Raw genomic sequence first — 24544 nt, 5'->3', positions numbered from 1 at the left:
GCACCCTCCTAACCTAAATACTTGTCACAAAACTCTGGACTGAGTTGATGAGTTCGGCTCACGTCTTTAATCAGTTCCTGAACACAATTTAAAAGAAGTGAAACATGGTCTTGAGTCACTTGATTACTTACTTTGGCTATAACCAATACTTCATAAACATCACGGCTAATTTGTTCTAGCTTTTGCAATTGCCACAGTGAAAACCAAGCTTTTATAGCTAACTTTTCTTCATCATAGGCCAATAATTTATCCCTTACAAAAGGAGAAAAATGCCTATAATTTGATTGATTCATCAGTTTTTCAATTTGCTCCAGCTCCTCCGCAGTTAGATTGACCTCTTTTCGGACATCTCGATATTGTTCAACCATCTCAGTTCCCTCATTTTTATCATTTCTCGGGTTTAACCCGCCCCCGTAATACATACGGAGAATTTCTAAAGCTCTCACTCGTTTCTTGTTAGGTCTTTGCGAGCTCAGATATTGTGTCCACAATATCCCAAAAATCATATCGCCAGCTGTCCAAAACCTACCAGTTTTGACAGCTAACGATAAGATAACTTGGTGGCTCCGCCCCTAACCCCCCAGTAGAAAATCAATATTTGATTTTCTTAGGAATGATATTAGGATAACAAGGATGGTTTGGAAAAGTTATCACAGCGTTGAAAAGTGGGTAAAAAAAGAGAGCCAAGGCTCTCACTTAAATAGATATGTTAAGTTTATAATTTCGTCAGCATCTCTACACATCAGATAAATTCTGATCATCAACTAATATAATATCCTTTATGTTTTTCAAACCCACCTTTGAAATTCCTGAATCTGAAAATAATTCAAATTTATATTTGATAAACATAAGTCTTGAAGTTTTTCTGGATTAGAGACTAACTTTTTCAGTAACTCATCTAGGTGCCTGTCTAAAAGAGACTTGTCCTTGGCGTAGAAATGAAGATAGTTCCCTTGCCAGCTAATGGCAATGGGAAGGTTCTCGGATTCCATCAGTTCCTTGAATTTCTCCACATCAATCGGTTTATCCAACATATCCCTGGTCACGTTTACCGATTCAATGGCATAGGGACTTTGAAGCAGTTCTTCCAACTTTTGAACCCCAATCTTATAAGCTGAGTCTTGAGCTAGGGCTTGCCTAGCCGACCACTCTAAGAGCTTTAAGAGCGTTTGAACCGTAAACAGGCTACTTCTCTCCGCATATTGCAAAGCTTGACGTTCCTGTTGTTCTGAAGACATAACTCCCTCCTTTGTATGATTCCCTCATAAAAATCAGGGTGCCTTCATAATACGAAAGCCTTCTTGATTTTGGTATCACAGAAATGATAGAAGAAAAACCGCACCATTCCAAGAGAGATGAACCAGAGTAGACATTAAAACATCCGTTTTGAGACGAACCAGTCCTAATGTCACTCCTAAGCTGCCATAAATGAACCAAGTTATCATGCTAGAAGGGTGGTGCGCTAGTGAAAAGAGGAAACTGGTCAAAACAACCTGTACGACTGGAAAAGACAGCTTTCCCCATAATAACTCTCGATACACCACTTCTTCCGCCATACTAGCATTGACTAAAAATAGAATAAAGGAAATTTTAGGAACTTGATTTTGAATAGACAGGATTGTTCGTTGATTGGTTTCTGTTCCTGAAAAAAGGAAACTCACTAGGATAGCTAAACTAACCATCACACCAAGGCTCCCTAAAAGCCAAAGTCCTCTCTTTATCAAGGGCATGTTTCTTTTGGGAATGCCATAGTGTTTCCAAAACCACAACAAAAAAGTTAAAAAAGCAACTTGTAAGACGATTAAGCCTATCCCATCAATCCATCCCATTAAGAAGAGACTAACTAAGAGCACATTAGCATGAATGGCTCCGTACATCAGTAATACTCGTCCCATCTCTACCTCCTAAACAAATCTTCATAATCAATCTCTAAGACTGCTACAATTCTCTCCACCCATTTGAGTTGAGGCATAAGGCGATTGGACTTATAATGACGGAAGGTCTGATAGAGACGATTAAACTCACTGGGATAGACATATTGACCTTTAAAGATTTTCCGTGCTAAATCTGCCCAAGACATACCCTTATCAATGAGGAGGATTTCTAAATTTTCCCAAAAGCGCTCGTTCATAGATCCTCCTGTTCTGTCAAGTCCTTAAAGAGATGTTCACGAAAGAGGACTTCCTTATGGTCTCTTGGAAGAAAGGTTCGTGCCTCTTCTACACTCATATCGGGATACACTTTCTTCTGACAAACCACGAGAGGGAGACGTAAATTCTGTTCAGGTTTTCGAAGAACCAAAGTGACCAACTCACTCAATTTCATCTGTTTATGACGTTTAAAGCGCTGAAAGGATGGAGCTAACATCTCAAAACAATCACTGGTTTTGGCAAATAAGTCCAGTAAATCCTCATGGGCCAAGTGACCAACATCTTTACAGGTATAGGAAATGTCATGTGACCTACAAAAGTTAAGGAGTTTCTGATTACGACTGGTATTTCGACTTAAATAGATTTCTAACATGTCTCCCTCCTATACGGATAAATCCTTATGCAATTCTTGAGTCAGTGGTGTGAAAACTTTACTCCTATCAATCGGAGACTTGCCTTCGCCGAAACATTCAATCGTAATCAGAATTGTCATCTCCACTTCAGCTTGATGGATGGCTTCATCCAGTTCTATACATTCCCTAATACTTTTATTATGTAACAACTTCATGTTCTTCTTCCTCAATCTTTCTATATGCTCCAGCGATGGCTTCGATGACTGTCACGGTCACACTATTGCCTGCTTGTTTATACAGCTGGCTTTTACTGGAGACGCTTTCCGCTCTTTCATAGGCCCAGTCAGGAAAACCCTGAAGTCTAAAACACTCTCTGGGAGTCAGCCGTCTGATTCTTAAACGATAGAGTTTCCCATCAATGACAATCCCTGTCACCTCATACCACTTGTCCTTGCGGTATTCAAGAGCTGCCACAACTACCCCCATATTGTCAGAAGTAGTTATCGTATTAGATACCCCTTTACCGACTCGTCCCCTTCGTTTTGTGGACTCTGGATAAGCAAGGTTGACAGAATCCCCTATTGTCGCCTTGGCATAACCTAGTTTAGTAGCTTCTTTGATTTTTAAATGCGGAGCTTCTTCCCGACAAAGAATCTTAGGAACTTTATCGCCTCCCTGCATGGTGGTAAGTGTTGGGGATACTCCTGAAATATCATAGATGCGTCCAGTTTGAACAAAAGATGTTGGTAAGGTTCCTGCGACAACGACACCATGCCTGTCTTGAGCAGTTAAGGTAAACATGGGGTCTTGATTGTCCTTAAAGCGTCTGCCATGTTGGCGTTTCTCTAGCCTATCAGGAGTTAAAACTGGTATAGCAATTTTAGCTCCTTCCCCTTTTCCTCTGGTTAGAGTTGGGGATAATCCGTGACTCAAGTAAACCTCCCCACTCATGCCTTTCCCTGATGGATTAACATTTCCTAGTCTTTCAAGATGAGCTGGGCTACCTTCTCTTCGGAGAGGAAATAAGAATCGGGAACGGTATTTTCGAGAATGTCCGATAATAAAGACCCTTTCTCTGTTTTGGGGGACTTGGAAGTCCTTACTGTTAAGCACCTGCCATTCGACATCATACCCCAGCTCATCCAATGTAGTGAGGATTGTTCGAAATGTCTCTCCCTTGTCGTGACTGAGTAAGCCCTTGACGTTTTCCAAGAATAAAAAACGTGGTTGGATCTGTTTGGTCGCTCGAGCAATCTCGAAGAACAAAGTACCTCTAGTATCCTCAAATCCCAATCGTCGACCTGCGAGTGAAAATGCTTGGCAAGGGAATCCCCCACAGATGATGTCCACTTGCCCTCTAAGTTGTCTAAAGTCTTGGTCTGTGACTTGTCTAATGTCATGAAATTCTATCTCTCCTTCGGTCTCATACATAGCTTTGTAAGATTTCCTCGCAAACTTATCAATCTCACAAAAACCAACACACTCATGGCCTTGACGGGTTAACCCCAGTCGAAAGCCCCCTATTCCAGCAAATAAATCTAAAAACTTCATTTTTCCTCTCTTTCAAAATAAAAAGAGCCTTACTATTTGTAAAACTCTTACTTAAATATGGTCATCCATATCTGGTGCACGGATGATTTCAATCAATAAAATAATAAGGGAGATGAGATAGACTCCACCTAGTATCCACCAAATCATCTTAATCACCTCCCCTCGCTTCTTGTCGCCTTAGTTGCTTAGTCCATTCAGACAGCACACCATTAAACACGTATTCGGCTATCGCTTCTGCCGACCGAGCAAATCTCATATGTTCCAAAGCGTACTGATAACGGTCACTAAAATAAATCATGGCGTAATCACTAGCTGACTGAGATAAGCCTGCTTGTCTCAACTGGTCATGAACCAAGCCCCAAATATAATCTCGATCGTACTTGGTCACTGAGTCAACTTTTGGAGAAAAGGTATCTTCTTGTTTTTCAACTACAACTCGCCTCTCCTCCTCGTCCTCAATAAGGAAATCACTCTTTTCAGTTTCACTATATTCAGTCTCACTAGGGGCTGAATTTAAAACCGACCCCGGCTGATTTGGAGACCCCCCTAGTGTTTTTTGAACACTACCCCCGTCTGAATTTAAGACTGGGGTGGTGTCATGTTCTAACTCCCCTAAATAAATCTTATTAGCCAAACGCCCTTTTTCACTGGAAGACTGTTGGACTTCATCAATCAGTCCAAATTCTCTCAATGTCTTTTTAATCGTCAGCAATTTAGACTTGGAACAACCAAGAAGTGCCATCAATTTTGAGTTGGAATAAATGAGATAAATAGCTCCATCCTCATCAATCCATCCCTTACTCAGAGATAATTCCAATCGATCTTTTAAGACCGCATAAGCCACCTTAACCTCTAGTTTCATCTCCTTATAGCGGTCACTCTCAAATAAAAGTTTTGGGAGCTTGTAGTAACGCTCTGACGTTTGATAGTGATTTGCGGTAATACGTTTCATGATTGTCCCTCCAACAATAAAAATCCAACATTCCCCAGTTCATCAAATTGAATCAACTCTGCTTTCTCCATTTCAGCAACTAAATGTGTTGCTTCATCAACATCAATTCTCATGATAGTCATGAGATGGCACATCACAGCATACCGTGAGGACTTTTCTTCTTTTTCCATGATTTTCCTCCTGAAAATAAAAAAAGTGAGAACACTTATTAAAATGTTCTCACCAAACTAAAATATTTTACGACGTATCTATTTTTTGTCTACGCAGTCGACATACAAGCATACGTTCACATCAATGTACTTTTTTTGAACCTTTTTTATGTCAAAAGCACTCTTTTCAATAAAGACAAAATGCTTGAAAAAGTGCTTAAAATAAAGGATTTTCACTCTTTGCTTCGTTGTAGCAACACTACGCACTCCACGTGGCTCGCAAAAACAGTATGAATAACAAGGCAGTGTATCCGTTCGTGGAAACTTATCAATCATACTTTTTAACGATAGAACAAGGCTATCGTTAAAAGGTTTAAGCTGTAATGATAATTATTTTCTAACTTTTTATTATAAACTAAATTTTAATATTTACAATCCACTGGTTATGTTGATTTTTGTCTATCTGCTCGATGACTTTTACCTTTTGTCCATTGACATTAAGGTAATATTCTTTTGGCATTTTATTTCCTCCATTTCTTTTTTGTCTGCGTTTTAAGACAAAAAAGGAGGACTTCTGCACATAGGCATAAGAAGTCCTCTGAAATTAAAGAATCCTGCTCTTTCTCTATACTTTAAATTTGATTTTTTATGGTAATTACCAGTATCAAAAAGGTCTATTGTTTTTTTCTATATGAATAACAGACCCTAAATAATACATAGCAATTACCTCCATTATTTAATCCATTTTTCCCTCACAAATAAAGATTGATTAAATCACTCCTGCTTTTTCAAAATGCTTTTTGAGTATCTTTGTTGCAACGAATGCTCCTATGCAAGCAAGAACAAAAGTTGTCAAACCAAAGCCTACTGCCCACGAAACTTTGAAATAAGATAATGCTTCATTTATTTGTGCTTCGCTCATTTTCCATTTTGACGCTCTTTCCACAAAAGAAGCTGTTCCGAATAAAATCACAGGAATTACTGTTCCTAAAAAATCTGCTAATGCAAATGTCCCATATCCAATAATCATTCGTCCCTTGCTCTCATAATTTCCTATAATCAAATCACATATAATTCCACCGATTACAGCAAAGACTGCATGAGGCAAATGTCCTCCTGACAACGCAATTAAACCAAGAAGCGTTCCCGATATTGTAAATACGCCCTTCTTTTTAACTTTCACAGCCATAAGAATATAAACCGTGGCAGCTACCATAAAGCTAACTCCTGAAGCAATAAATCCTCCAACAACTGTTGTTGCCATAGCAAATGCAACTGCCATGTATATGACAATTCCAATTGCATTAAAAATTCCGATTGTAATAAAATCACGACCATTTAATTTGTTTTTCATAAAAGTCCTCCTAATAAATTCTCTGTATTACTATCATAAGAGCAATCATAAAAGCTCCTAATAGTCCAATAGTTAAGTCTGCACATTTAAAATGCAATTCTGTTAATGTTACCCTATTCTCATCACTATCAAGTCCTCTAATGAGTGCTGAAGCTGACAATTCATCTGAAATCTTAATCATTCTCATTAAAAGCGGAACAAGTGTATATTCAATATATTTAATTGGGTGTAGCAATGGAAAAAATCTACTTGTTACAATTCCTCGAATCTTCATATTCTCTTTTAATGCCTTGAGTTCTGTTTTTATAGTTGGTACAAACCTAAGCAAAACACTAAAAGGTATACCAATGCTTCTTGGTACTTTCATTCTATTCAATGCTTCAAGCATTTCACTTACACTTGTAGTCTTTGTTATATATCCACCAAACATAGCAATTAAGGTCATTCTTGATGCAAAGTAAATAAACATATATATTGCAAATACGATGCTTGCTTCAGAAAACTTGCTAATCCCTAACTCTATGCCGTATAAAAGCACAAAAAACAAGATAAAGCGTAACGCCCTTTTCCACATACCGCTATATAAATATAGAAAAAAGGCAAAAACAATTAGTACAAAAAGTAAAATTGTATCGCTTATAAAAAAGCTCGTAAACCCAACAATTGGAAGTAGAGTAAGCTTTATTCTCGGATCTATATTTTTTCTATCTGACAAGCTCTCTACCTCCTCTCATCTTGTCTAATATGAGAAATTTGTTACTTTCACTCATATTCAAAACAGTTTCTATTTTTCCATCTCCCATTACCCACAGCTCGCTTACTGTGTTTGCTAAAAACTCAAAATCATGACTTATTACCAAAACTGTTGTCCCATTTTTTAATTGTTCTTCAATCAATTTTGCCACCGAAAGCATTGAGTCTTTATCACAACCTGATGTTGGTTCATCATAGATGAAAATCTTTGCCTGTTTCATCATTCCACAAGCTATTGTCAGTCTTTGTTTTTCTCCTCTTGATAAAGCAAACGGATGTTTATCAACGTATTTATCTAAGCCAAGTACATTCAAAATAAACTTTGCCTTTTGTGTATTTTCTTTTTTATCTTTACTTGAAATGCCAAGTAGCATTTCATCAAGTACACTTTCCGAAAACAACTGATAGTCTGAATCTTGAAAGACAAAATATGACATATCCATTAAATCTTTATGATTAAGCGACTTATCTTCTCCCGCCCATATTGTTCCATCTTTTATCTTCTCAAGTCCTGAAATCACTCTTGCAAAGGTAGTTTTCCCGGTACCATTTAAGCCGATAAGACCAATGGCCTTTCCACACTCCATATTGAAATCAAGATGATTTAAGATGTACTTGTTTTGTTTCTTTCCATCCTTAGCTACATTCGGATAGCAAAATCTCAATCCTCTTCCGTTGATACTTTCATCATTTAATTGATATGAATCTTTCTTCTCACTTATCCTGTATTCTTCTAATTCAAGAGTTCTTAGTCCATTTTCATCCCAAAACTCCCCTTCAAGATGGATAACTTCTTCCCGACTCAAGTCCTGTGCAATCTCTCCATCTTTCACCAAAAGAAAACGGTCAAATAAAGATTTTACATAGTACAAACGATGTTCAATTAGAACAACCGTTGTTCCGTTTTTCTTTAATTTCTCCAAAATTAAAAACAGATCAAATGTTGCTTTCATATCCAAATTTGCTGAAGGTTCATCTAAAATTAAAACTTTCGGATTCATCGCATAGATGCTTGCAATAGCTATCTTTTGTTTCTGTCCACTTGATAATTCAAAAACAGATTTTCCTTTCAGTTCCTCAATATCCAGTTCTGCATATACTTCTTCTACTCTCTGTTTGATTTCCTTTCTTGATTTACAAATCGTTTGAAGACCAAAAGCTATTTCTTCATCTGTAGTTGTCGTAAAAAACTGACTTCTTGGATCTTGAAATACAGTCCCTACAATATGCCCTATTTCATGAAGTAATAATTTGCTTATATCTTTTCCTGACACAAAGGCTTTTCCTTGCATTTTGCCTTTGTAATAATGCGGAATAAGACCATTCATTACACTTCCAAGAGTACTTTTACCGCTTCCACTTTTCCCTGAAATCAAAACAAATTCACCTTTTTTAATTTCAAGATTGATATTTTTTAAAGCAGTTCGCCCATCTTCCCATTCATAAGAAACATCTTTTAACAGAATCATGATTATACCTCGTACTGAGCTTTCCATAATTTTGTGTAGTAACCATTTTTATCAAGAAGTTCCCCATGCTTTCCTTTTTCAAGTAAATTGCCTTTTTGAAACACGAGAATTTGGTCAGCTTTTTGAATTGTCTTTAAATGATGAGCCACTACAAGTACAGTTCTATTTTTTGCAAGTTCTGTAATGGCATCTTGTATCAAAGATTCATTTACAGGATCAACATTACTTGTCATTTCATCAAGAATTAAAATAGGTGCATCCTTTAGAAAAGCTCTTGCAATAGATATTCTTTGTCTTTGTCCACCTGATAAAATCCCACCATTTTCTCCAATATCAGTTTCATAACCTTTTGGTAAACTCATAATGAAATCATGTATCTTTGCTTTCTTTGCAGCTTCAATGATTTCTTCTTCCGTTGCTCCTTTTTTACCTACCCTGATATTTTTTTCAATCGTGTTATCAAACAGTTGAACATTTTGCATGACAATACTAATGCGATCTAAAAGCTCATCATAAGGAATATCCCTTATATCAGTTCCTCCGAGTGTAATTTTCCCTTTATGCACATCATAAAATCTTAAAAGCAAGTTGGTTATCGTAGTCTTTCCACTTCCTGATTCCCCAACTAAGGCTGTCATTGTTTTTCCAGCAATAGAAAAACTCAAGTTTTCCATTTTAAATTCATCTTTTTCATAGGAAAAATCTATGTTTTCAAAAGCTATATCATTGTCTTTCGGAACAATTCCATTCACTTTATCCGGGATTACATCTGCATATAAAATTCTTGAAAGTCTCTCATAACTATCTACCGCCGAAACATAGTACATATAGTGTTGTTCCATAGAAGCGAATGGCTTATAAAACTCTTTTGAAATTACCGCAAAGATAATAAAATTAAGTACATCAAGATTTCCCTTTACAACAAATATTGTTCCTGCAATTAAAAGAACCAAATATCCAATATCCAGTAAAAATCCAAATATAGATAATTGTTTTGCCTTAAATCTTGAAGCTGATTTACTTGTTTCTCCAAACTTCTTTGTTTTATTCATAAGCTCATTATCCAAGCTCTTATTGTTAGAAAAACTCTTTAATACAGGTATTCCTCTCACATATTCAACAAATAGACTAACCATATCAAGAAGTGCTGAGTTATTCTGATTCTCTATTTTTTCAGATTGCTTAATTGTCAGATATAAAAAGATAAGTGCAATCGGAACAGATACAGCCATTAGAATAGCAAGTTTTAAATCAATACTTGCAAGACCAACAAATACGACTGCACCTATCAAAAAATCACCAAACATTCTTGACCACATGTGTCCTACAACAAGGGACATATTATCAACATCTTTGTGTAAAATTGTATTGATCTCGCCCAGTCTTTCATTGGTATAAAATCCCAAGCTGAATTTCTTTAATTTGATAATCATGCGTTCTCTTATTTGCTGAACAATATCAAAACCTGCACTATGCTTTTTCATATCTGCGACCATATTACAAATACCTTTGAAGACTACAAGTAATCCAATTGAAATAAAATATTTATATAGGCTTGCTAAGCTCGTTCCGTCAAAGATTTGGAACAGTATAGAAAATACGATAACAATCATGGCTATGGAGCTGAGTCCATAAAGGGCAAAGAATACACTTGATATAATCAAATCTCTCTTGCCAGTTTTTGTAAGTAGTTTTAACATTTCTCTAAACATTTTCTGTTACCACCTCTTTCAAATTCCATCTATCTACCTTGTTCTGTGCTTCAACAATATCCTTATAAAAATCACATCTTTTCATCAGCTCTTCATGGCTTCCTGCATCAAGAACAACGCCCTTATCCATAACTATAATTTGGTCTGAATCTCTAATCGTATTTAGATGATGAGCAATTGTAATGATAGTTTTATCCTTACTTAAATCATCAATCGCTTCACCGATTAGTCTTTCATTTTCACTATCAACAGCTGCCATTGCCTCATCTAATATTAAAATCGGTGCATTTTTAAGAATCATTCTCGCAATTGATATTCTTTGTTTTTCTCCACCGGATAACTTGACTCCCATTTCACCTACTCGTGTTTCATATCCATTTGGCAATGCTGAAATAAAATCATGGCATCTTGCTTTTTTAGCTGCTTCTATAACTTCTTCTTTTGTTGCATTTAGTTTTCCGATTGCTATATTTTCAAAAATGCTTAAATCAAAAAGGATAACTTCCTGTTGCACACTACCAATCAGCATTGATATATTTTCTTGACTATATTCTTTTATGTCTTTTCCATTTATCAGTATTTGTCCTTCGTCTGCATCCCAAAATCCCATAAGCAAATTAGATACAGTACTTTTCCCACAACCACTTGCTCCTACAAAGGCATTCAAACTATTTTTCTTAAAAGTTAAATTGATATTTTTAAGCTCAAAACCATCTTTTCCGTATGCAAAATTCACATCTTTAAATTCTATATTTCCAAACTCTAAACCTTGTTCTGTATTCTTGGTTGGAAGCGGAACTGTTAAAACTTTTCCTATGGACTTTAATGCTTCCTTAAACACAATAGAAAAATGTTGCAATGTAGCAGTCTTACTTATAGATGCAGTAAAAGCAGACGATAAAATTATTGAAAGAATAAAATTAGGTGTTGTAATATTCCCATGATAAAGAAAGATACTTCCCAAAATCATGACAATTACCACTCCAATTTCCATAAATATGTCAATGAGTCCCATTGGGATTGTAACCATCCCCATGCTCTTTTTAACCCAGTAAACATATTCTCTTGCCGTTTTTAATGTTCTTTCACTTATCTCCTCTTCTTTAGCAAAAGCCTTAATAACAGAAATATTTTTTACATATTCCATTAGCTCTTCTCTCATCTTGTTTTCATGGTTAAAGTAAATAGCAAAGTTTTTGTCCATTGTTTTCTGTGAAAGAACTTTTACCAAATACATAAGTGGAACTCCAGCAATCATTCCAAGAGCAAGACGCCAATCCACAAAAATCATAGCTACAAAAATAATGGTAGGTAGAAGTGTAACTGACATTATTTCAGGAAGACCATGGGCAAGGTATACTTCCACTTGTTCCACATCATGCTGAACAATGTTGGTAAGCTCTCCTGTATTATGTTCTTTAAAAAATCCTAAACTTAGTTTTTTTAGATGATCAATAATATCTAACCTAAGTTCTGTTAATTTTTCGTATGCTTTCTCATGAGCAACCTTTGTTGCAAAATAGTAAAACACGCCTTTTAACACAAATGATATAAAGATTCCAATGAATACATACTTTAAATTATCTTCGTTAATATTGTTTGTGATTAAAGAACTAATCAAATATACAAGTAAGATTTGTGGTATCAAATCAAATACTATTTTTAAAGCAAGAAGTGAATTGGATAAGCCGTTTTTCCCAATCACTTTTTTTCTTAATTCTTTTTCCGGCATGAACAACTCTCCTTTCAAAATTGAATAATATTGAATTTTAATTCAGTATTAAGGTTTAAAGTAAGACTTTGCTGATTACGCAAAGTCTATTTTTTAGTGCTGATTATAGGGATTCCACTCCCTTGTAATAACACCTTGCAATAAGTTTTAGCATATCTTTCGCCCACTTTTCGCTTTGATAATGCCTTGCTATTTCAAGAAGTCCCTCTGTAAAGTTACTGGCTAAAATATGGGCAAGCATTGGATCATATTCCTGTTTCGATTGTCTTTTTAAACTTACTTCAATATGAACCTGCATTTGTGATATGAGTTTTTGTTTTGCTTCTGTATGCTTTGTACCTGAGCTTTTATCCATTAAAATAATTAACTTCTTACGCTCTTTTAAAAGTTCATGAATATAATTTTCTCCAACCTCATCAAACCTTTCAGAAGCAGAACCTTTTTCCAAAGATTCTTCCTCATTAAAAGCTGACTCGAAGTTTATATAAACAGAACTTACTACTGCATCAAACAAAACTTCCTTATTTTTGAAATAGGTATAAATGAGTGCCACAGGAATATCTGCTTCTTTTGCAATTTCTGTTAATTTGGCACCTCTATAATCCTTTTTATAAAATACTTTTTCTGCTGCTTCGAGTATTCTATTTCTAACTTCTTCTTTTAATACTTGTGCCATAGCACACCTCTTTCTATTCCAATACTGAATATATATTTAATAATAAATCAAAATTCAATATTTGTCAAGTTACATGTGGAAATTATGGCGTCCTTATGGTATAATATAGTTATAAATTCAAAACTTGCTTAATGCTTGCTATCTAATTCATTCTTATGTAGCAAGCACAGTAAGTGTCCGTACACTTACGAAAAAATTAATGAAGCAGTCCTTTGGGATCTGCTTCTTTTTTTATCAATTTTTAACTTGTTAGGGTGTACCCTAAGGCCCCGAAATTCATTCAAAGGATTTAATCAATCCTTATTCTCTCAATATTTATTTCTATTCCAGATTTAAAGGTTATTTCAAACATATCATCGTATATTTTTATCTGCTTGATGTATTTTCTCACAAGTTCTTCATCATATTCTGTTATCTCTCTGCTCTGACTTTTGAGAAACTCTTTCATATCCTTGATGCGTCTTTTGGCATCTTCATCAAGAGCCTTTTGAACAAGCATCTTATGTTTTTCACCCTTTAGGGTATCAACTTCATTAGCAATGTCAGTATAGTCTTTCTTAGCTCTTACCTGTGCAAGGAGTTCCTTTTGTTTTACCGCAATTACTCTATTGATGGCTTCTATTTCTTCATCGTTACTTCCAGCAACTACTTTCTCAATATTCTTTATTAGAATTTTTTCAGTATCATCAGAAGTTTTCAAAACCTCATTCATGGCTTTTACAACTGCTTCTTGCAGTTCTTCCTCTCGTACAGTTGGTGCATCACAGCTTTTTGGCCCATGCTCAACCCTTGTGCAGCAACGCCATACCACCAAACGCTCTCCACGATTATTCCAAGCGACTCGCCTGTAAATATCACCGCACTTCGAGCAAATACAAAGACTAGAAAGCGCATATTTACTTGAATAGACTCGCTTTTTCTTTTTCCCTTCTCCACTAAACATATTAGCGCGCCTTAGCATTTCTTCCTGCACCTGTATGAATATATCTCTTGGAATAATGGCTTCATGGTTATCTTTTACATAATATTGAGGCTCTGTTCCATCATTCTTAATACGAACTTTATTGATAAAATCTGTTGTAATTGTCTTTTGCAGTAGTGCATCACCAATGTACTTTTCATTCTCCAGAATTCCTTTTATGTTAGAAACATGCCACTTAAGATGTCCTGCTCCATTTTTTATTTTATCCCTCTGGAGTCCTGTCGCAATTTCTCTTAGACTTGATCCAGCTAGATACTCACGATAGATTCTTTTTACAACCTTAGCCTCATCCTCATCGATAATCAGATTGCCATCTGCATCTTTGGTATAGCCTAAAAACCAGTTTGTGTTAATCTGTACTTTCCCCTCTTGATATCTAAACTGTAGACCCATCTTAACATTCTGAGATAATGAAGCTGATTCTTGCTGAGCAAGTGATGCCATAATGGTAAGAAGAAGTTCACCGCTTGCTTCCATAGTATTTATATTTTCTTTCTCAAATATGATAGGTATGTTGCTGTCTTTTAGCTGCCTTACATACTTCAGGCAGTCTATGGTATTTCTTGCAAATCTACTGATAGATTTAGTTATAACCATATCAACCTTACCGGCCATGCAGTCATTAATCATCTCATTAAAGCCTTCACGCTTTTTGGTATTTGTGCCCGATATACCATCATCCGCATAAATTCCCACAAATTCCCAATCACTATTTCTAGAAATATAGTCCGTATAGTGCTTCACCTGCATTTCATAACTTCCAGCTTGCTCCTCGCTATCAGTACTAACTCTACAATAAGCTACTACCTTTAACTTAGGTTTTTCTTTTTGATTACTTATCGAATTCCCCGGTCTTTTCCTAGCGGGAATAAGCATTACATTCTCATTCAACTCTATCCCTCCCTAATCAAACTATATACATATTCTGCCTGCTTATATGGATCATCAAATTTCAGCTCTGCTCTGCAGCACTTAAATTCCGTAACAGGCACAAACGCTTCTGAAGGACTAATTTCTTTGATTCTGTTCCTTTGAATCGTATTATTTTTTCTAGCTTCTTGAACCTTATTAAATAGATCTTCATCTATCAATTCTGGATAAAATTCTGTTCCAAGATATACCGTATTTCTTAATATCTTTCCAATGGAACTATGTGTTTTATCTATTCCTACAGCTTTTGCTGATGCCCTCATTGAGTTACATTCAAGATATTTTTTATATAGAGCAATCACCTTCTCAGCCTCTGGTATATAGATAACACCTTTTGCATTCTCTACTCGGTATCCATATGGTATGTGTGTCACTTTACTATCACCTCCTCTGTTAAATTTAAGCCGCACTTCAGATGAAAGGTAAATTTAAGTCTATCTTCTATCGTAATCTTCTCAACAAATTCCGAAAAAGTATCATCAATAAAATCTTTGATACAATCACTTTTGTTTATAAATCTTAGTAGTTTTTGAGCTTCATTTAGATGATTTAGATCTCCACTAACGATTGACGAAAGACTTGTTTTTTCCTTTTCAAGTTCATCAAGCTCCAAAGAAATATTATTGTTTTCTGCGTAAAATACATCTAACTCTATATAGCCACTACTTAATAGCTTTGTTAGTACCTGAGCTTGTTCATTCAGCTTTTCTATTTTTTCATCAAGTTCTAAAATATGCCTTAGCCGATTCTTGTTATTGCCACCTCGCAAAGTGTCTACAAAAGGCTTCAGCATAGTATTTTTGCCTGCTATAAGCTTATTCATCATTTGAACATATGCTGCTTTGATATGTTCTTCTCTTATATACTTCATGTTGCAACTTTTCTTATCTTCAATATGCCTAACGCAGGTCCAAGCAGCATAGTCTCCACTTTGTGCATATCTCATGCACCTTTTTACTTTTGAACCACATTCTCCGCAATATACCTTTCCGGAAAGAGCGTATCTTTTTTGATATTTGTTATCTGAACCATCTATATTTTTTTCTTTTTTTCTCTGACCTACTACAGTTTTTACCAGTTCAAAATCCTCATGGCTAATAATAGGTTCGTGGTGATTTTTCATCATATATCTGACCTTTTCCCCACGATTTTGATGTCTGTTAAAATTCTCGTCTGTATAGGTTTTTTGAAAGATAACATCTCCTGTATATTTTTCATTCTTTAAAATAGCTTGAACTGTTGAAGAGTGCCATTTGCTGTTTTTCTTTGTAGCTATGCCTCTTTTGTTTAGTTCATTCGCTATTAGATATGATCCCAATCCTGATATTGCCATTCTAAAAATTTCCTTCACAATCTCAGCTTCACTTGGAACAACAACCATCTTTCCATCAACATTTTCATAGCCGTAGGGTGGATAGGAAATAACATAAGTCCCATTTTCAAACCTTCTTTTTAACGACCATTTGCTATTTTCCGAAATGGATCTTGATTCGCTTTCTGCAATAGAACTTAGAATTGAAAGCATAAGTTCTGAGTTCATATGCTCAGTATCTATGTTTTCCTTTTCAAAATAGATGGCTACTCCAAGTCCTGTAAGTTTTCTTACCATTTCAAGGCAGTCCACTGTATTTCTTGCAAATCTACTGATAGATTTTGTAATAACCCTATCAATTTTTCCTTTTTCACAATCATCAAGTAATTTCAGCAGGCTCTCCCTTTTTTCTATTTTTGTTCCACTGATACCTTCATCAAAATATAGCCCTGCGTATTCCCAGTAAGGATTTGCCTTTATGCAATTTTCATAGTGTTCTTTTTGCACTTCAAGACTAAGGAGTTGTTCTGCACTTTCTGTTGAAACTCTAGCATAGGCTGCTACTCGCATTTTCTTAACTCTGTTATTTTGCTGTCTTTTCTCTATTTTTGTTATCTTTGCCATCGTCTCACCTCCTTTTTGGTCAGTACTATATATCACTCTAAAGACACTATTTATCAAGTTATTAATCCAGTATTTCCTTATAAAAAGGCTCAAAATTGAGCTTATTAAGCTCGCTAACCTGCACCGCTTCATCTTCTGAAATTAATCCATTATCTACTAGTCTCTTTGTCAGCATTTGTGCCACTTCATATTCAAAGTACTTTTGCATTTTTTCTTCTGTAAATTCCCTTGATGGTGTATCAGATCTAATTTGATTATTGCTAGTTATCTTCATGGCACTCACCTCCAAAACGAGCAGAAATATAGCATTCATGACTGCAATACTTACGGTTTTTATTGCCATAAGAAATAAAGGTTTTACCACAGTTAGCACAGATACACTCATAGTTGGCTTTCTTACTTACTAACTCTCTATTTTTATTCCACCAGTTATTTCTGCATTTATCTGAACAAAATCTTTTCTTTTTTCTCCCCGGTTTTTGTATGACAGGTTTGTCGCAATACTCACAGAGAGATGTATCCTCATCACAAGTTTTAGTTCCACCAAGGCCATGACGCTTACAGTAACTTTTGATGGTATTTACAGAAATATTTATCTCTTTTGCTATCGCTGTATATCCAAGTCCCTTTTCTCTTAAAATCTTTATCTTTTCTTTTTCTTCTAATTTCATCGGTCTACTCCCTTCTCACTGGCTAAGGGAGTTTCAAAACGATTTGTCCGACTTAATGTAAAATCTTCTCCCTATAAATCACAGGCAAAAGAAAAGAGAGGATAGTAAACCCAAAATAAAAAAAAGCCTGAAGATTATTCCAATTAAGGAATAGCCTCCAGGCTTATTTCACTACTTATAAAATTTCATTTACTCGTTTTTGTACTGCGTCATAGTCATATCCAGCTCTTTCAAGTCTGTTTTTTCTATCTTGACCATTACCCCAGTCACCTCGGATAACTTCACGTGCTAAGGTATCAATGGATTTTCCAGTTGGTTTACTTGCACTTCCAGATAGGATTTCATTTACTCTATTTTGAACAGCATTATAATCATAGCCTGCTACTCTTAGTCGGTTAACTCTATCCTGTCCGTTACCCCAGTTTCCTGCAATTACCTCTCTTGCTAAGGTATCAATGCTCTTTGATGGTGCGTTTGATACTGGATATACGGCATTTACGTTTGCATCATATACGGAATATCCCGGATTTGCTTTGGCACACTTCTTTGCATTCTCTAGATTTCTAAATGCACCCTTTTGGCTCTTTGCATCAGCCCAAGATTTTCTAACTCTATATAGAGATGATGTACCTGTATTTGATGAACCAGAACCACCAGCAAGCCTTTTATTTACCTCACTTGCAATATATGGGAACTTGCTACCAAGATATGGTCCTGGACAGTTGGTATTGGCATACCACTCATGTTTTTGAAGTACACCATCCTTACCCCCAGTATAGGTACAATTCTTGATGCCATTTCTTCTGCAGATATCCGTAACTAAATCAATCAAGGTAGCAAGCACTCTATCGCTTACAGGCCAGTTGCCTCCGTTACTTGAATTGGCTACTTCAATAGTAATGGCTCTGTTATCACACCAAGAAGATGATGTACACCAAGAGCGGTTACTCTCATCTACACATAAAACGATTTTGTTGTCATTTCCGATTCCATAATTGCAGGATGCCTGTCTTGAAGTTGGCTTAAAAATCTGACCGATAGTTCCTGCACTCACAGCGCCAGCTGTATGATGGATTGCAATTTTTGTAATTGGCTGATTTCTTCGTCCACTATGGTTTGGACTGTAATTTACTATACTAACTAATGAACTGTTACTCATGATTTTCCTCCTTATCGTTTAACTGCTTTAATACTGCCTTTAGCTTTTCTGGAACAGGTAGTCCTAGATGAACAGAGTTTTCAATAAGTGATAGACCCTCATTTGAAAGGTAAAAGAAAACCACTGCGGTTCTTAGTACACTTCCAGACTTAATCACCTGCACATCAATGATGTTAGCAATACCAACAAGCATAAAAATAAGCACCTTTCTAAAGATGCCTTTAAATCCTACTGCACTGGATAACTTCCTATCTACCACAGCACACATCACCCCTGTGATGTAATCAATGACTACAAATAAAACGAGTGCGATGATAAGTCCATCACACCCGCCTAAAAAATATCCAAGCCATCCTCCAACTGCCGTAAAGGCAAGTTGGCACATATTCCATAATTCTTTCATATTAGTTTCCTCCTAACCACTGTGTTATATCTGTTGATAAAATTATGTCTACAATTATCGGAAGTTCATAGGTTGGTTTCTCTCCAGCCGTATAGATCACTCCCTCTTTATCAATTGCTACTGGATAATTTTGATGCACATCAAGGAGCTTTTCTGGTGAAAGTTCCAAGGTATCAATTCTAATAAAAATAGAAACCTGCTCAAAATTAGCATCTTCTACTTTTGATTGTAGCTTTGGACAATAATAAATCCCTTTTTCCATTTTCCACTCTTCCGGTTTCACCATTAGTCTTACACGAAAAGCCTGCTTTTCTGATTCAATATAATCCATAACAGCTTTAAACATATTTGATGCATATTCACGGTTTATTACTTCTTTTCCACTAGAGAATCTTTCAAATTCCAGTGTTTCTACTGTCGGCTGTCCCTTAAAGGCAGGGCTTTCGATTGGTGCGAATCTTCCTTTTAGCTTGGCAAAGAACCTGTCTAAACCATCTTTAGTTAAAAACTTTTTAGCCATAAGAATCACCTACACAAAAAGAGCATCAATCTCTTCATTTGTAATTCCAGTAATATCTGTAGCCTTCAAATAACCACTAAGATCTACTGATGTAGTGCCAATCTTTTCAAACTTCTCATTCACCCAGATGAATTCATCATAAGCATCGTTATCTCCCTTATTATTAGAAACAAGATAGATAATTGCCTGTTCTCCACTTGTTGGAAGTTTCTCTACTACAGAAAATTCGATAGATTTTATATTTCCAATAAGACCTTTCACTTCTTCAGTAAGCTCTGCTTTCTTTACAAAGTCCATAACATCTTCAAGTTCTGCTACCTTCTTAGGAATAGCCGTTACTTTTGCATAAGCATCTATACCTTCCATCCCTTCAATGCTATGAGGGATTTCTGACTTCTTAGCATAATCACCTGCATGCGTAAGGCTCTCTACCTTCGTTGGAACACTTGATTTAAGTGCATAGTTTTCAGCATCCAAAAGCTCTGTCACATTCTTTGGAATGGAATTTTTCACCTCATCAAGTTCTAACTTCTTTACAAAAGTATCCTTTAGTTTCTTCCAAACATATAAAAGTCCATTGTTGTCTAAAAATTTTGTTTTCATTTACTTCCTCCTGTTATTTAAGTAATTCTTCCAGTTCAATATTTGATATTGTGTTTAACCCTAGTTCTTCTAGGGTTCTATTGCCAATCAGCTTCACTTCATTTATCTTTGGCTGATTGATTAAGCTGTTATAATTAGAAACGGGTGTGTCTGATACTCTAATAATTGTTTCAAATGATGCATCCATCGGTGCATCTCTTTTAAACCTTGTCATAAACTCTGCCATTAGATTTCACCCTCCTTTAGAATTTCCCTAGCATTGGTTCGTATTAAACTTGATGCAATAACGCTGCCATCTTGAAATTTTGCTCGTATTTGAATAGTCACAATCCCTTCAGAAAAAAGCAGTGTTTCTCTTTGAGATAGCCTAACTTCAACCATTTCTCCATGAATGCTTACATCGTCTATAGTTTTTTCTAATACGACCTTGCCATTTTGTTTATAGGTAATAAAAAGGACAGATGCATTTGTCAAATCCACATCTGTCCTAAATATGTTTGTTGGTGTTGTTCCTCTATGCATTGGATTATCCTCCTATGCTTTTTCTTCATCTTTTGCCTTTAGCTTTAAGATTTCATCATTTAGTTCCTTTTCTCTATCTTCATAATATTTATCAATGCCTTCTCTAAAAGCCTCCACTTCAAGAGAGTTTTCTGTGATTACTGCAGATCTTACATCAGCAAGTATTCCAGAAAGTATCCCTTCTACCATATAGGTTGGAATGAGTATTTTTTGTTGTAAGTTTGCGATACTAGAACTTAACTCCCCTCGAAATTTCTGGTAGGCAAGGGCATAATTAATGGTTGGCTTCTCCATGAGATTCCTCCTTGTCTTTAAGTAATAAGTCCAATTTGTGATTGATTTCTTCAAGAAGTAAGGTGTTTTTATCATCCTTAGCTTCTTGCTTTTTTACTACATCTCTTTTAAGTGTCCCCTCATTTATGACCACTTCATTGGTGTTAATAATTAGTTCTGCCATTTTACATCCTCCTAACCATAATAATTTAAATCCATTAATACACCATCTTTAAAAACCATACGTCCATTTGAACCCCATCTAGATACAGTACCATCTGAATTCATATCAAGTATCTGTACAAAGTTAATTGTGGCATTCACTCCAAATCCTGTTTCCCACTGTGGATCTACAATCTTAAATCCATGTGCATAAAGGTTACAGCCAAGATGAACTCCATACTGGCTATAAATACTGTTAGATCTGGAAAAACAAAGCATTGTAGTGTAACTTCCAGCATTAGCAGATTCTTCTTGAGAAAATGCCATATATTTTCCTTCGCTATCAAGGTCAAAAACTAAGCCTTTATGGGAGCTGTTACTACTCCATACATTTGTACCAATCTTACCTATATACTTTCCATCACGATAGAAGTGGTTTCCGTTTTCATCAAAGACTGCTCTTTTATTACTGCTATCAATTGAACCGTTATATAGCCCAATCTCTCCTGCAGTAATCTGTACATATCTACTAGCACCATTAAAACCAAGTAAAAAACTGTTATAGTTTTGTCTCATAAAAGTACCAAACTCACCTTTTTTCACCATTGATGAGATAGAGCCTTCCACAACAGATATTTTTGATATCGCTGTTTCTGCCTTTTCCTTAGCTGCACTTATATCCTTGTCCACAACTCTTATCCAGTCAAAAGATAGAGAAGAACTGATGCTCTCAGTTGATGAGTATTTCCACAATTTTCTAGTTCTATCTTTGTATGGAGAGTGTTCTGACTCTGGATAAGACGAACCTGAAAGTAAAATCGCATCACCCGCATCTGTTGGCAAAGTAGATTCACTTCCTATAACTTCTTGATTAGAATCAGCTTTCTTTATGGAGTCAATCTTAAAACCATAATAATCATGACCGGAGCCGTCACACCTCCAGTAAAGCCAAAACTTATCTGATGGAATAAATACCGTTTGACCCGCTATACTTGTTCCACCACATCTTGGAAGCGCATATGTCTTACCATCAAGTTCATAGAAGATTTCCACCCAGTCAAATATTTCACTTTCAGTTCTAGATCTTGCGTTGAACTTAAGCTCTAATCCTTGCTTTTTCACAATATATCTGTAAGCATATCCCGTTGTCGTATCATAGAAAAAATCTCCAACATGAGTAAGCCTTGTTCTATCACTATTCCAGCTATTGGTTGGTGCTCTTGAATAATTCGGAACATAGGTGCCGTAGTAATTGCCATTTTTCTGCTCAAGCTTTTGATTAACAGTTTCTACACTTGCCTCAATCTTTTTATCCGTAGCAGAAAACTTTGTATTCACTTCATTGATGGTATAGTAGCTTTTTAACTTCTTATCTGTATCAGATATGGCCTCCTTCTTGGAATCAAGAATCTGCCTTTCCACTTGCGAGGTATAGGAAACTGATAGCTTTTCTGCATCAATGGAGTGACTCATAATTCTTTCGCCATAGATCATTCCATCAAGTGTCATACCAACAGCATATGGACCCTTGTATCCATTACGACTTCCACCGATTCCATTCATATTTATCTGAAGAACTTTTTTGGCTGTATCTTTGTCCATCGTGTCCATATATAAGTCTCTAAGCCATCTACCAGAGGAATCATATTCTGTTAGCTTATATCCGCCAGTACCTGTATTCATTTGAGCCTTAAGGTTATCAATGGCACTTTGGACTCTTTCATTATCAATTTTTCTTGTAGTTATACCTTCTTCTTTTATCTGCCTTACTGCATCTTGAGAACTTTGGATATAGCCTTTACTCTGATTACTTCCAAGCACCACCTTGATTTCACCGGGCTTTTGCAGTGGTATGGTCTGTTTCATAACAGGAAATATTCTGTCCATTCCAAATGGATAGGCTCTGCACCTTACCCTATCTCCACATTCGATAGTTTCTGTAGATATTCCAAACTCAGATAAGTCAACAGCTGAAAGGTTTAGCTCTACCATTTCAAACTGATTATCATTAAGCCACTCTGCCCCTTTTCTTAAAAGATTTGCAGGAACAGTCACATCATCCCAGCGTACAACCTTACAAACCCAGCCAAATTCAGTAAGTGCCTCTTTTGAAACAAGATAATTTTTACCATTATTTAATGAAGTAATATCTGTATATTTTTTAAGAACAGCATTAGCATCACCTTCTATTTCCTTACCAAGTGGAATGGTTGCTGTTGCCACATCTTCTGCAGATAAGTCCTCCGTATAATCAAGAAGGTTTAGTCCAAACTCAATGCACTGCCCTGTATCTTTTCCCATTTCTTCAAGTCTTAAATAATCAAGGATTAAGTGAGTGCCTTCTCTTCTTAGTTTCAAATAGCCACCAAGCTTTTCTACCATCTTTGTCATAATAGCTTCTAAAGTTGTTTCATAATCTGTAAAGCGGTATAAAGAATCGTTTGGATCAGTAACAGTTACTCTTCCAAGATTTATTCTTTTTCTTTCATCCACTTTTTCGTTATGAATCTCTAAAAACTTTGATAGTAGCTGGTATGGCGTTTGGTTATGATATTCCATTTGAGGCTGGATGCTATCAGCCAGATATGATAAAAGACCTACGCACTGGACTTTTTTATTTCCTCGTAGGTCTTTGGTCTGTTCTCTTACTTCTCCTATAAAGATTTCTCTTTCATCTCGGTATACACTGACAATGGATTTTCTGTTATAGATTTTTTCATAGTATGGATTTTCAGGAGGACACATAAAGCTAAGTGTTCCAGCGGTATTTAGTTCCAAATTCAGTGTAGAACTAATCAGAACTGCCTTCTCATCACCTGGATAATAGATGGTATTTCCATCCATCACAATTTTGTACACTTATAGCCACCCCCTCTTATATGAAATATCTAATGTACTACTACCTATAAATGAAAGTATTAAATTCTTTCTTCCTCGAACTTCAGGAAACCTGCTTTTTCCTTTAGGTAAAGTAAACCTCTTTCCTTCAAAATTTAAGCCTAGAATATTTTCTGTTTTGTTATGAAACTCAGGCACTATGGTCATATCTGAATCAAAGGTAAGCGTTATGGTTTTACTGCTTGTAATAGAAATACCATCAATCCTATGGATAAACTCGCCATTTCTCAAATCCCCTAGCCTATACTTATATGGTTCAAGCTTATAATCCAAAGTAATCAGAGAATAATTTTTATCTGACTTAAATTCACTCACCCAAAGCCTACCTTGATAGACATAGTCTTTTTCTGTATCAAGTACTAGCTTTGTCTTTTTACCATGAACTGTACTTATTAGTTTCCTATAAACCTCCTGCCACTTTTCTATGTCTGAAACAAGAAACTCAAATGACCCTGTTCTCATTTCATAGATTACTTCTCCTGTAAGACTTTCCGTTATATCAATTTCACCATGTCTTCCCGGTATATCAAGATACTCTAGCTTTGGTGATGGTAAGTTAACAACCGGCTTACTTGTCGGAACTAGTCCAAAGTCTTTATAGCTATGAAATTCTCCTATTTTCATTCCGTACATT

30 protein-coding genes are annotated in these 24544 nt (G+C 35.9%); all 30 read right to left on the bottom strand.

From position 1 onward, the window contains the following. Window positions 1-8: 8 nt before the first annotated feature. Window positions 9-368: an SAG1252 family conjugative relaxosome accessory protein gene (locus HMPREF2876_RS09950; RefSeq protein WP_049512285.1), complete on the bottom strand. Its 360-nt coding sequence runs from the start codon at window positions 366-368 to the stop codon at window positions 9-11. A 420-nt stretch (window positions 369-788) separates the two neighbouring features. Then, window positions 789-1238 (bottom strand): hypothetical protein, encoded by a 450-nt coding sequence (locus HMPREF2876_RS09945; protein ID WP_070584894.1) that lies wholly within the window; start codon window positions 1236-1238, stop codon window positions 789-791. A 75-nt stretch (window positions 1239-1313) separates the two neighbouring features. Next, a complete protein-coding gene (locus HMPREF2876_RS09940) occupies window positions 1314-1895 on the bottom strand; it encodes a CPBP family intramembrane glutamic endopeptidase (protein WP_024052565.1) in 582 nt (193 codons plus the stop codon). 2 nt (window positions 1896-1897) lie between these two features. Continuing rightward, complete coding sequence (locus tag HMPREF2876_RS09935) at window positions 1898-2131, bottom strand: helix-turn-helix domain-containing protein (RefSeq protein WP_003033668.1); 234 nt, start codon at window positions 2129-2131, stop codon at window positions 1898-1900. Then, entirely contained in the window at window positions 2128-2523 is a 396-nt protein-coding gene (locus HMPREF2876_RS09930; RefSeq protein WP_024052566.1) for a thioredoxin domain-containing protein, read from the bottom strand. Before HMPREF2876_RS09930 ends, HMPREF2876_RS09935 begins: the two co-directional genes overlap by 4 nt. 9 nt (window positions 2524-2532) lie before the next feature. Beyond that, window positions 2533-2718 (bottom strand): hypothetical protein, encoded by a 186-nt coding sequence (locus HMPREF2876_RS09925; protein ID WP_024052567.1) that lies wholly within the window; start codon window positions 2716-2718, stop codon window positions 2533-2535. Further along, window positions 2702-4054, bottom strand: a complete 1353-nt coding sequence (dcm, locus tag HMPREF2876_RS09920; protein ID WP_070584892.1) for a DNA (cytosine-5-)-methyltransferase — start codon at window positions 4052-4054, stop codon at window positions 2702-2704. Before dcm ends, HMPREF2876_RS09925 begins: the two co-directional genes overlap by 17 nt. A 148-nt stretch (window positions 4055-4202) precedes the next feature. Next, on the bottom strand, window positions 4203-5006 hold the full coding sequence (locus tag HMPREF2876_RS09915; protein WP_024052570.1) for a replication initiator protein A: 804 nt from the start codon (window positions 5004-5006) through the stop codon (window positions 4203-4205). Further along, window positions 5003-5176 carry a hypothetical protein gene (locus HMPREF2876_RS10710; RefSeq protein WP_024052571.1) on the bottom strand — a complete coding sequence of 58 codons (174 nt, stop codon included), beginning with the start codon at window positions 5174-5176 and terminating at the stop codon, window positions 5003-5005. The genes HMPREF2876_RS09915 and HMPREF2876_RS10710 overlap by 4 nt, the downstream gene beginning before the upstream one ends. Before the next feature lie 748 nt (window positions 5177-5924). After that, complete coding sequence (locus HMPREF2876_RS09910) at window positions 5925-6509, bottom strand: MptD family putative ECF transporter S component (RefSeq protein WP_070584889.1); 585 nt, start codon at window positions 6507-6509, stop codon at window positions 5925-5927. A gap of 10 nt (window positions 6510-6519) precedes the next feature. Continuing rightward, window positions 6520-7224 carry an energy-coupling factor transporter transmembrane component T gene (locus HMPREF2876_RS09905; RefSeq protein ID WP_070584887.1) on the bottom strand — a complete coding sequence of 235 codons (705 nt, stop codon included), beginning with the start codon at window positions 7222-7224 and terminating at the stop codon, window positions 6520-6522. Further along, the gene (locus HMPREF2876_RS09900) at window positions 7214-8731 is read right to left on the bottom strand and encodes an ABC transporter ATP-binding protein (protein WP_070584885.1); all 1518 of its coding nucleotides are present in this window, start codon (window positions 8729-8731) and stop codon (window positions 7214-7216) included. Before HMPREF2876_RS09900 ends, HMPREF2876_RS09905 begins: the two co-directional genes overlap by 11 nt. A gap of 2 nt (window positions 8732-8733) precedes the next feature. Next, window positions 8734-10443 carry an ABC transporter ATP-binding protein gene (locus HMPREF2876_RS09895; protein WP_070584883.1) on the bottom strand — a complete coding sequence of 570 codons (1710 nt, stop codon included), beginning with the start codon at window positions 10441-10443 and terminating at the stop codon, window positions 8734-8736. Next, window positions 10436-12175 carry an ABC transporter ATP-binding protein gene (locus HMPREF2876_RS09890; protein ID WP_070584881.1) on the bottom strand — a complete coding sequence of 580 codons (1740 nt, stop codon included), beginning with the start codon at window positions 12173-12175 and terminating at the stop codon, window positions 10436-10438. The genes HMPREF2876_RS09895 and HMPREF2876_RS09890 overlap by 8 nt, the downstream gene beginning before the upstream one ends. 103 nt (window positions 12176-12278) lie before the next feature. Continuing rightward, a complete protein-coding gene (locus HMPREF2876_RS09885) occupies window positions 12279-12851 on the bottom strand; it encodes a TetR/AcrR family transcriptional regulator (RefSeq protein ID WP_005367034.1) in 573 nt (190 codons plus the stop codon). Between the two features lie 289 nt (window positions 12852-13140). Continuing rightward, complete coding sequence (locus HMPREF2876_RS09880) at window positions 13141-14709, bottom strand: recombinase family protein (RefSeq protein WP_222563623.1); 1569 nt, start codon at window positions 14707-14709, stop codon at window positions 13141-13143. A gap of 17 nt (window positions 14710-14726) precedes the next feature. Beyond that, a complete protein-coding gene (locus HMPREF2876_RS09875; RefSeq protein WP_063633078.1) occupies window positions 14727-15137 on the bottom strand; it encodes a recombinase family protein in 411 nt (136 codons plus the stop codon). Next, the gene (locus HMPREF2876_RS09870; RefSeq protein WP_070584875.1) at window positions 15134-16699 is read right to left on the bottom strand and encodes a recombinase family protein; all 1566 of its coding nucleotides are present in this window, start codon (window positions 16697-16699) and stop codon (window positions 15134-15136) included. The genes HMPREF2876_RS09875 and HMPREF2876_RS09870 overlap by 4 nt, the downstream gene beginning before the upstream one ends. A gap of 61 nt (window positions 16700-16760) precedes the next feature. Beyond that, on the bottom strand, window positions 16761-16973 hold the full coding sequence (locus tag HMPREF2876_RS09865; RefSeq protein WP_070584872.1) for an SHOCT domain-containing protein: 213 nt from the start codon (window positions 16971-16973) through the stop codon (window positions 16761-16763). Then, window positions 16960-17370 carry a helix-turn-helix domain-containing protein gene (locus HMPREF2876_RS09860; RefSeq protein WP_070584870.1) on the bottom strand — a complete coding sequence of 137 codons (411 nt, stop codon included), beginning with the start codon at window positions 17368-17370 and terminating at the stop codon, window positions 16960-16962. The genes HMPREF2876_RS09865 and HMPREF2876_RS09860 overlap by 14 nt, the downstream gene beginning before the upstream one ends. Window positions 17371-17545: 175 nt before the next feature. Beyond that, entirely contained in the window at window positions 17546-18529 is a 984-nt protein-coding gene (locus tag HMPREF2876_RS09855) for an N-acetylmuramoyl-L-alanine amidase (RefSeq protein ID WP_070584868.1), read from the bottom strand. Further along, the gene (locus HMPREF2876_RS09850) at window positions 18522-18932 is read right to left on the bottom strand and encodes a phage holin family protein (protein ID WP_063633073.1); all 411 of its coding nucleotides are present in this window, start codon (window positions 18930-18932) and stop codon (window positions 18522-18524) included. The genes HMPREF2876_RS09855 and HMPREF2876_RS09850 overlap by 8 nt, the downstream gene beginning before the upstream one ends. A gap of 1 nt (window position 18933) precedes the next feature. After that, on the bottom strand, window positions 18934-19452 hold the full coding sequence (locus tag HMPREF2876_RS09845) for a hypothetical protein (RefSeq protein WP_063633072.1): 519 nt from the start codon (window positions 19450-19452) through the stop codon (window positions 18934-18936). A gap of 9 nt (window positions 19453-19461) precedes the next feature. Beyond that, window positions 19462-20055 (bottom strand): hypothetical protein, encoded by a 594-nt coding sequence (locus HMPREF2876_RS09840; protein WP_070584866.1) that lies wholly within the window; start codon window positions 20053-20055, stop codon window positions 19462-19464. A gap of 13 nt (window positions 20056-20068) precedes the next feature. Then, window positions 20069-20281, bottom strand: coding sequence for a hypothetical protein (locus HMPREF2876_RS09835; protein ID WP_070584864.1), 213 nt, complete (start codon window positions 20279-20281; stop codon window positions 20069-20071). Beyond that, window positions 20281-20577 (bottom strand): hypothetical protein, encoded by a 297-nt coding sequence (locus tag HMPREF2876_RS09830; protein ID WP_070584862.1) that lies wholly within the window; start codon window positions 20575-20577, stop codon window positions 20281-20283. The genes HMPREF2876_RS09835 and HMPREF2876_RS09830 overlap by 1 nt, the downstream gene beginning before the upstream one ends. A gap of 12 nt (window positions 20578-20589) precedes the next feature. Further along, complete coding sequence (locus HMPREF2876_RS09825; protein WP_070584860.1) at window positions 20590-20871, bottom strand: toxin; 282 nt, start codon at window positions 20869-20871, stop codon at window positions 20590-20592. Beyond that, window positions 20852-21034, bottom strand: a complete 183-nt coding sequence (locus HMPREF2876_RS09820) for a hypothetical protein (protein WP_063633067.1) — start codon at window positions 21032-21034, stop codon at window positions 20852-20854. The genes HMPREF2876_RS09825 and HMPREF2876_RS09820 overlap by 20 nt, the downstream gene beginning before the upstream one ends. A gap of 11 nt (window positions 21035-21045) precedes the next feature. Further along, the gene (locus HMPREF2876_RS09815; protein WP_070584858.1) at window positions 21046-23871 is read right to left on the bottom strand and encodes a phage tail spike protein; all 2826 of its coding nucleotides are present in this window, start codon (window positions 23869-23871) and stop codon (window positions 21046-21048) included. Then, complete coding sequence (locus HMPREF2876_RS09810; RefSeq protein ID WP_070584855.1) at window positions 23872-24543, bottom strand: hypothetical protein; 672 nt, start codon at window positions 24541-24543, stop codon at window positions 23872-23874. Between the last annotated feature and the right edge of the window lies 1 nt (window position 24544).

The sequence above is a fragment of the Streptococcus sp. HMSC073A12 genome, assembly GCF_001812815.1.
Taxonomy (GTDB): Bacteria; Bacillota; Bacilli; order Lactobacillales; family Streptococcaceae; genus Streptococcus; species Streptococcus vaginalis.
Note: the sequence above shows the minus strand (reverse complement) of the source record. Positions and strands in the feature narration are given on the sequence as shown.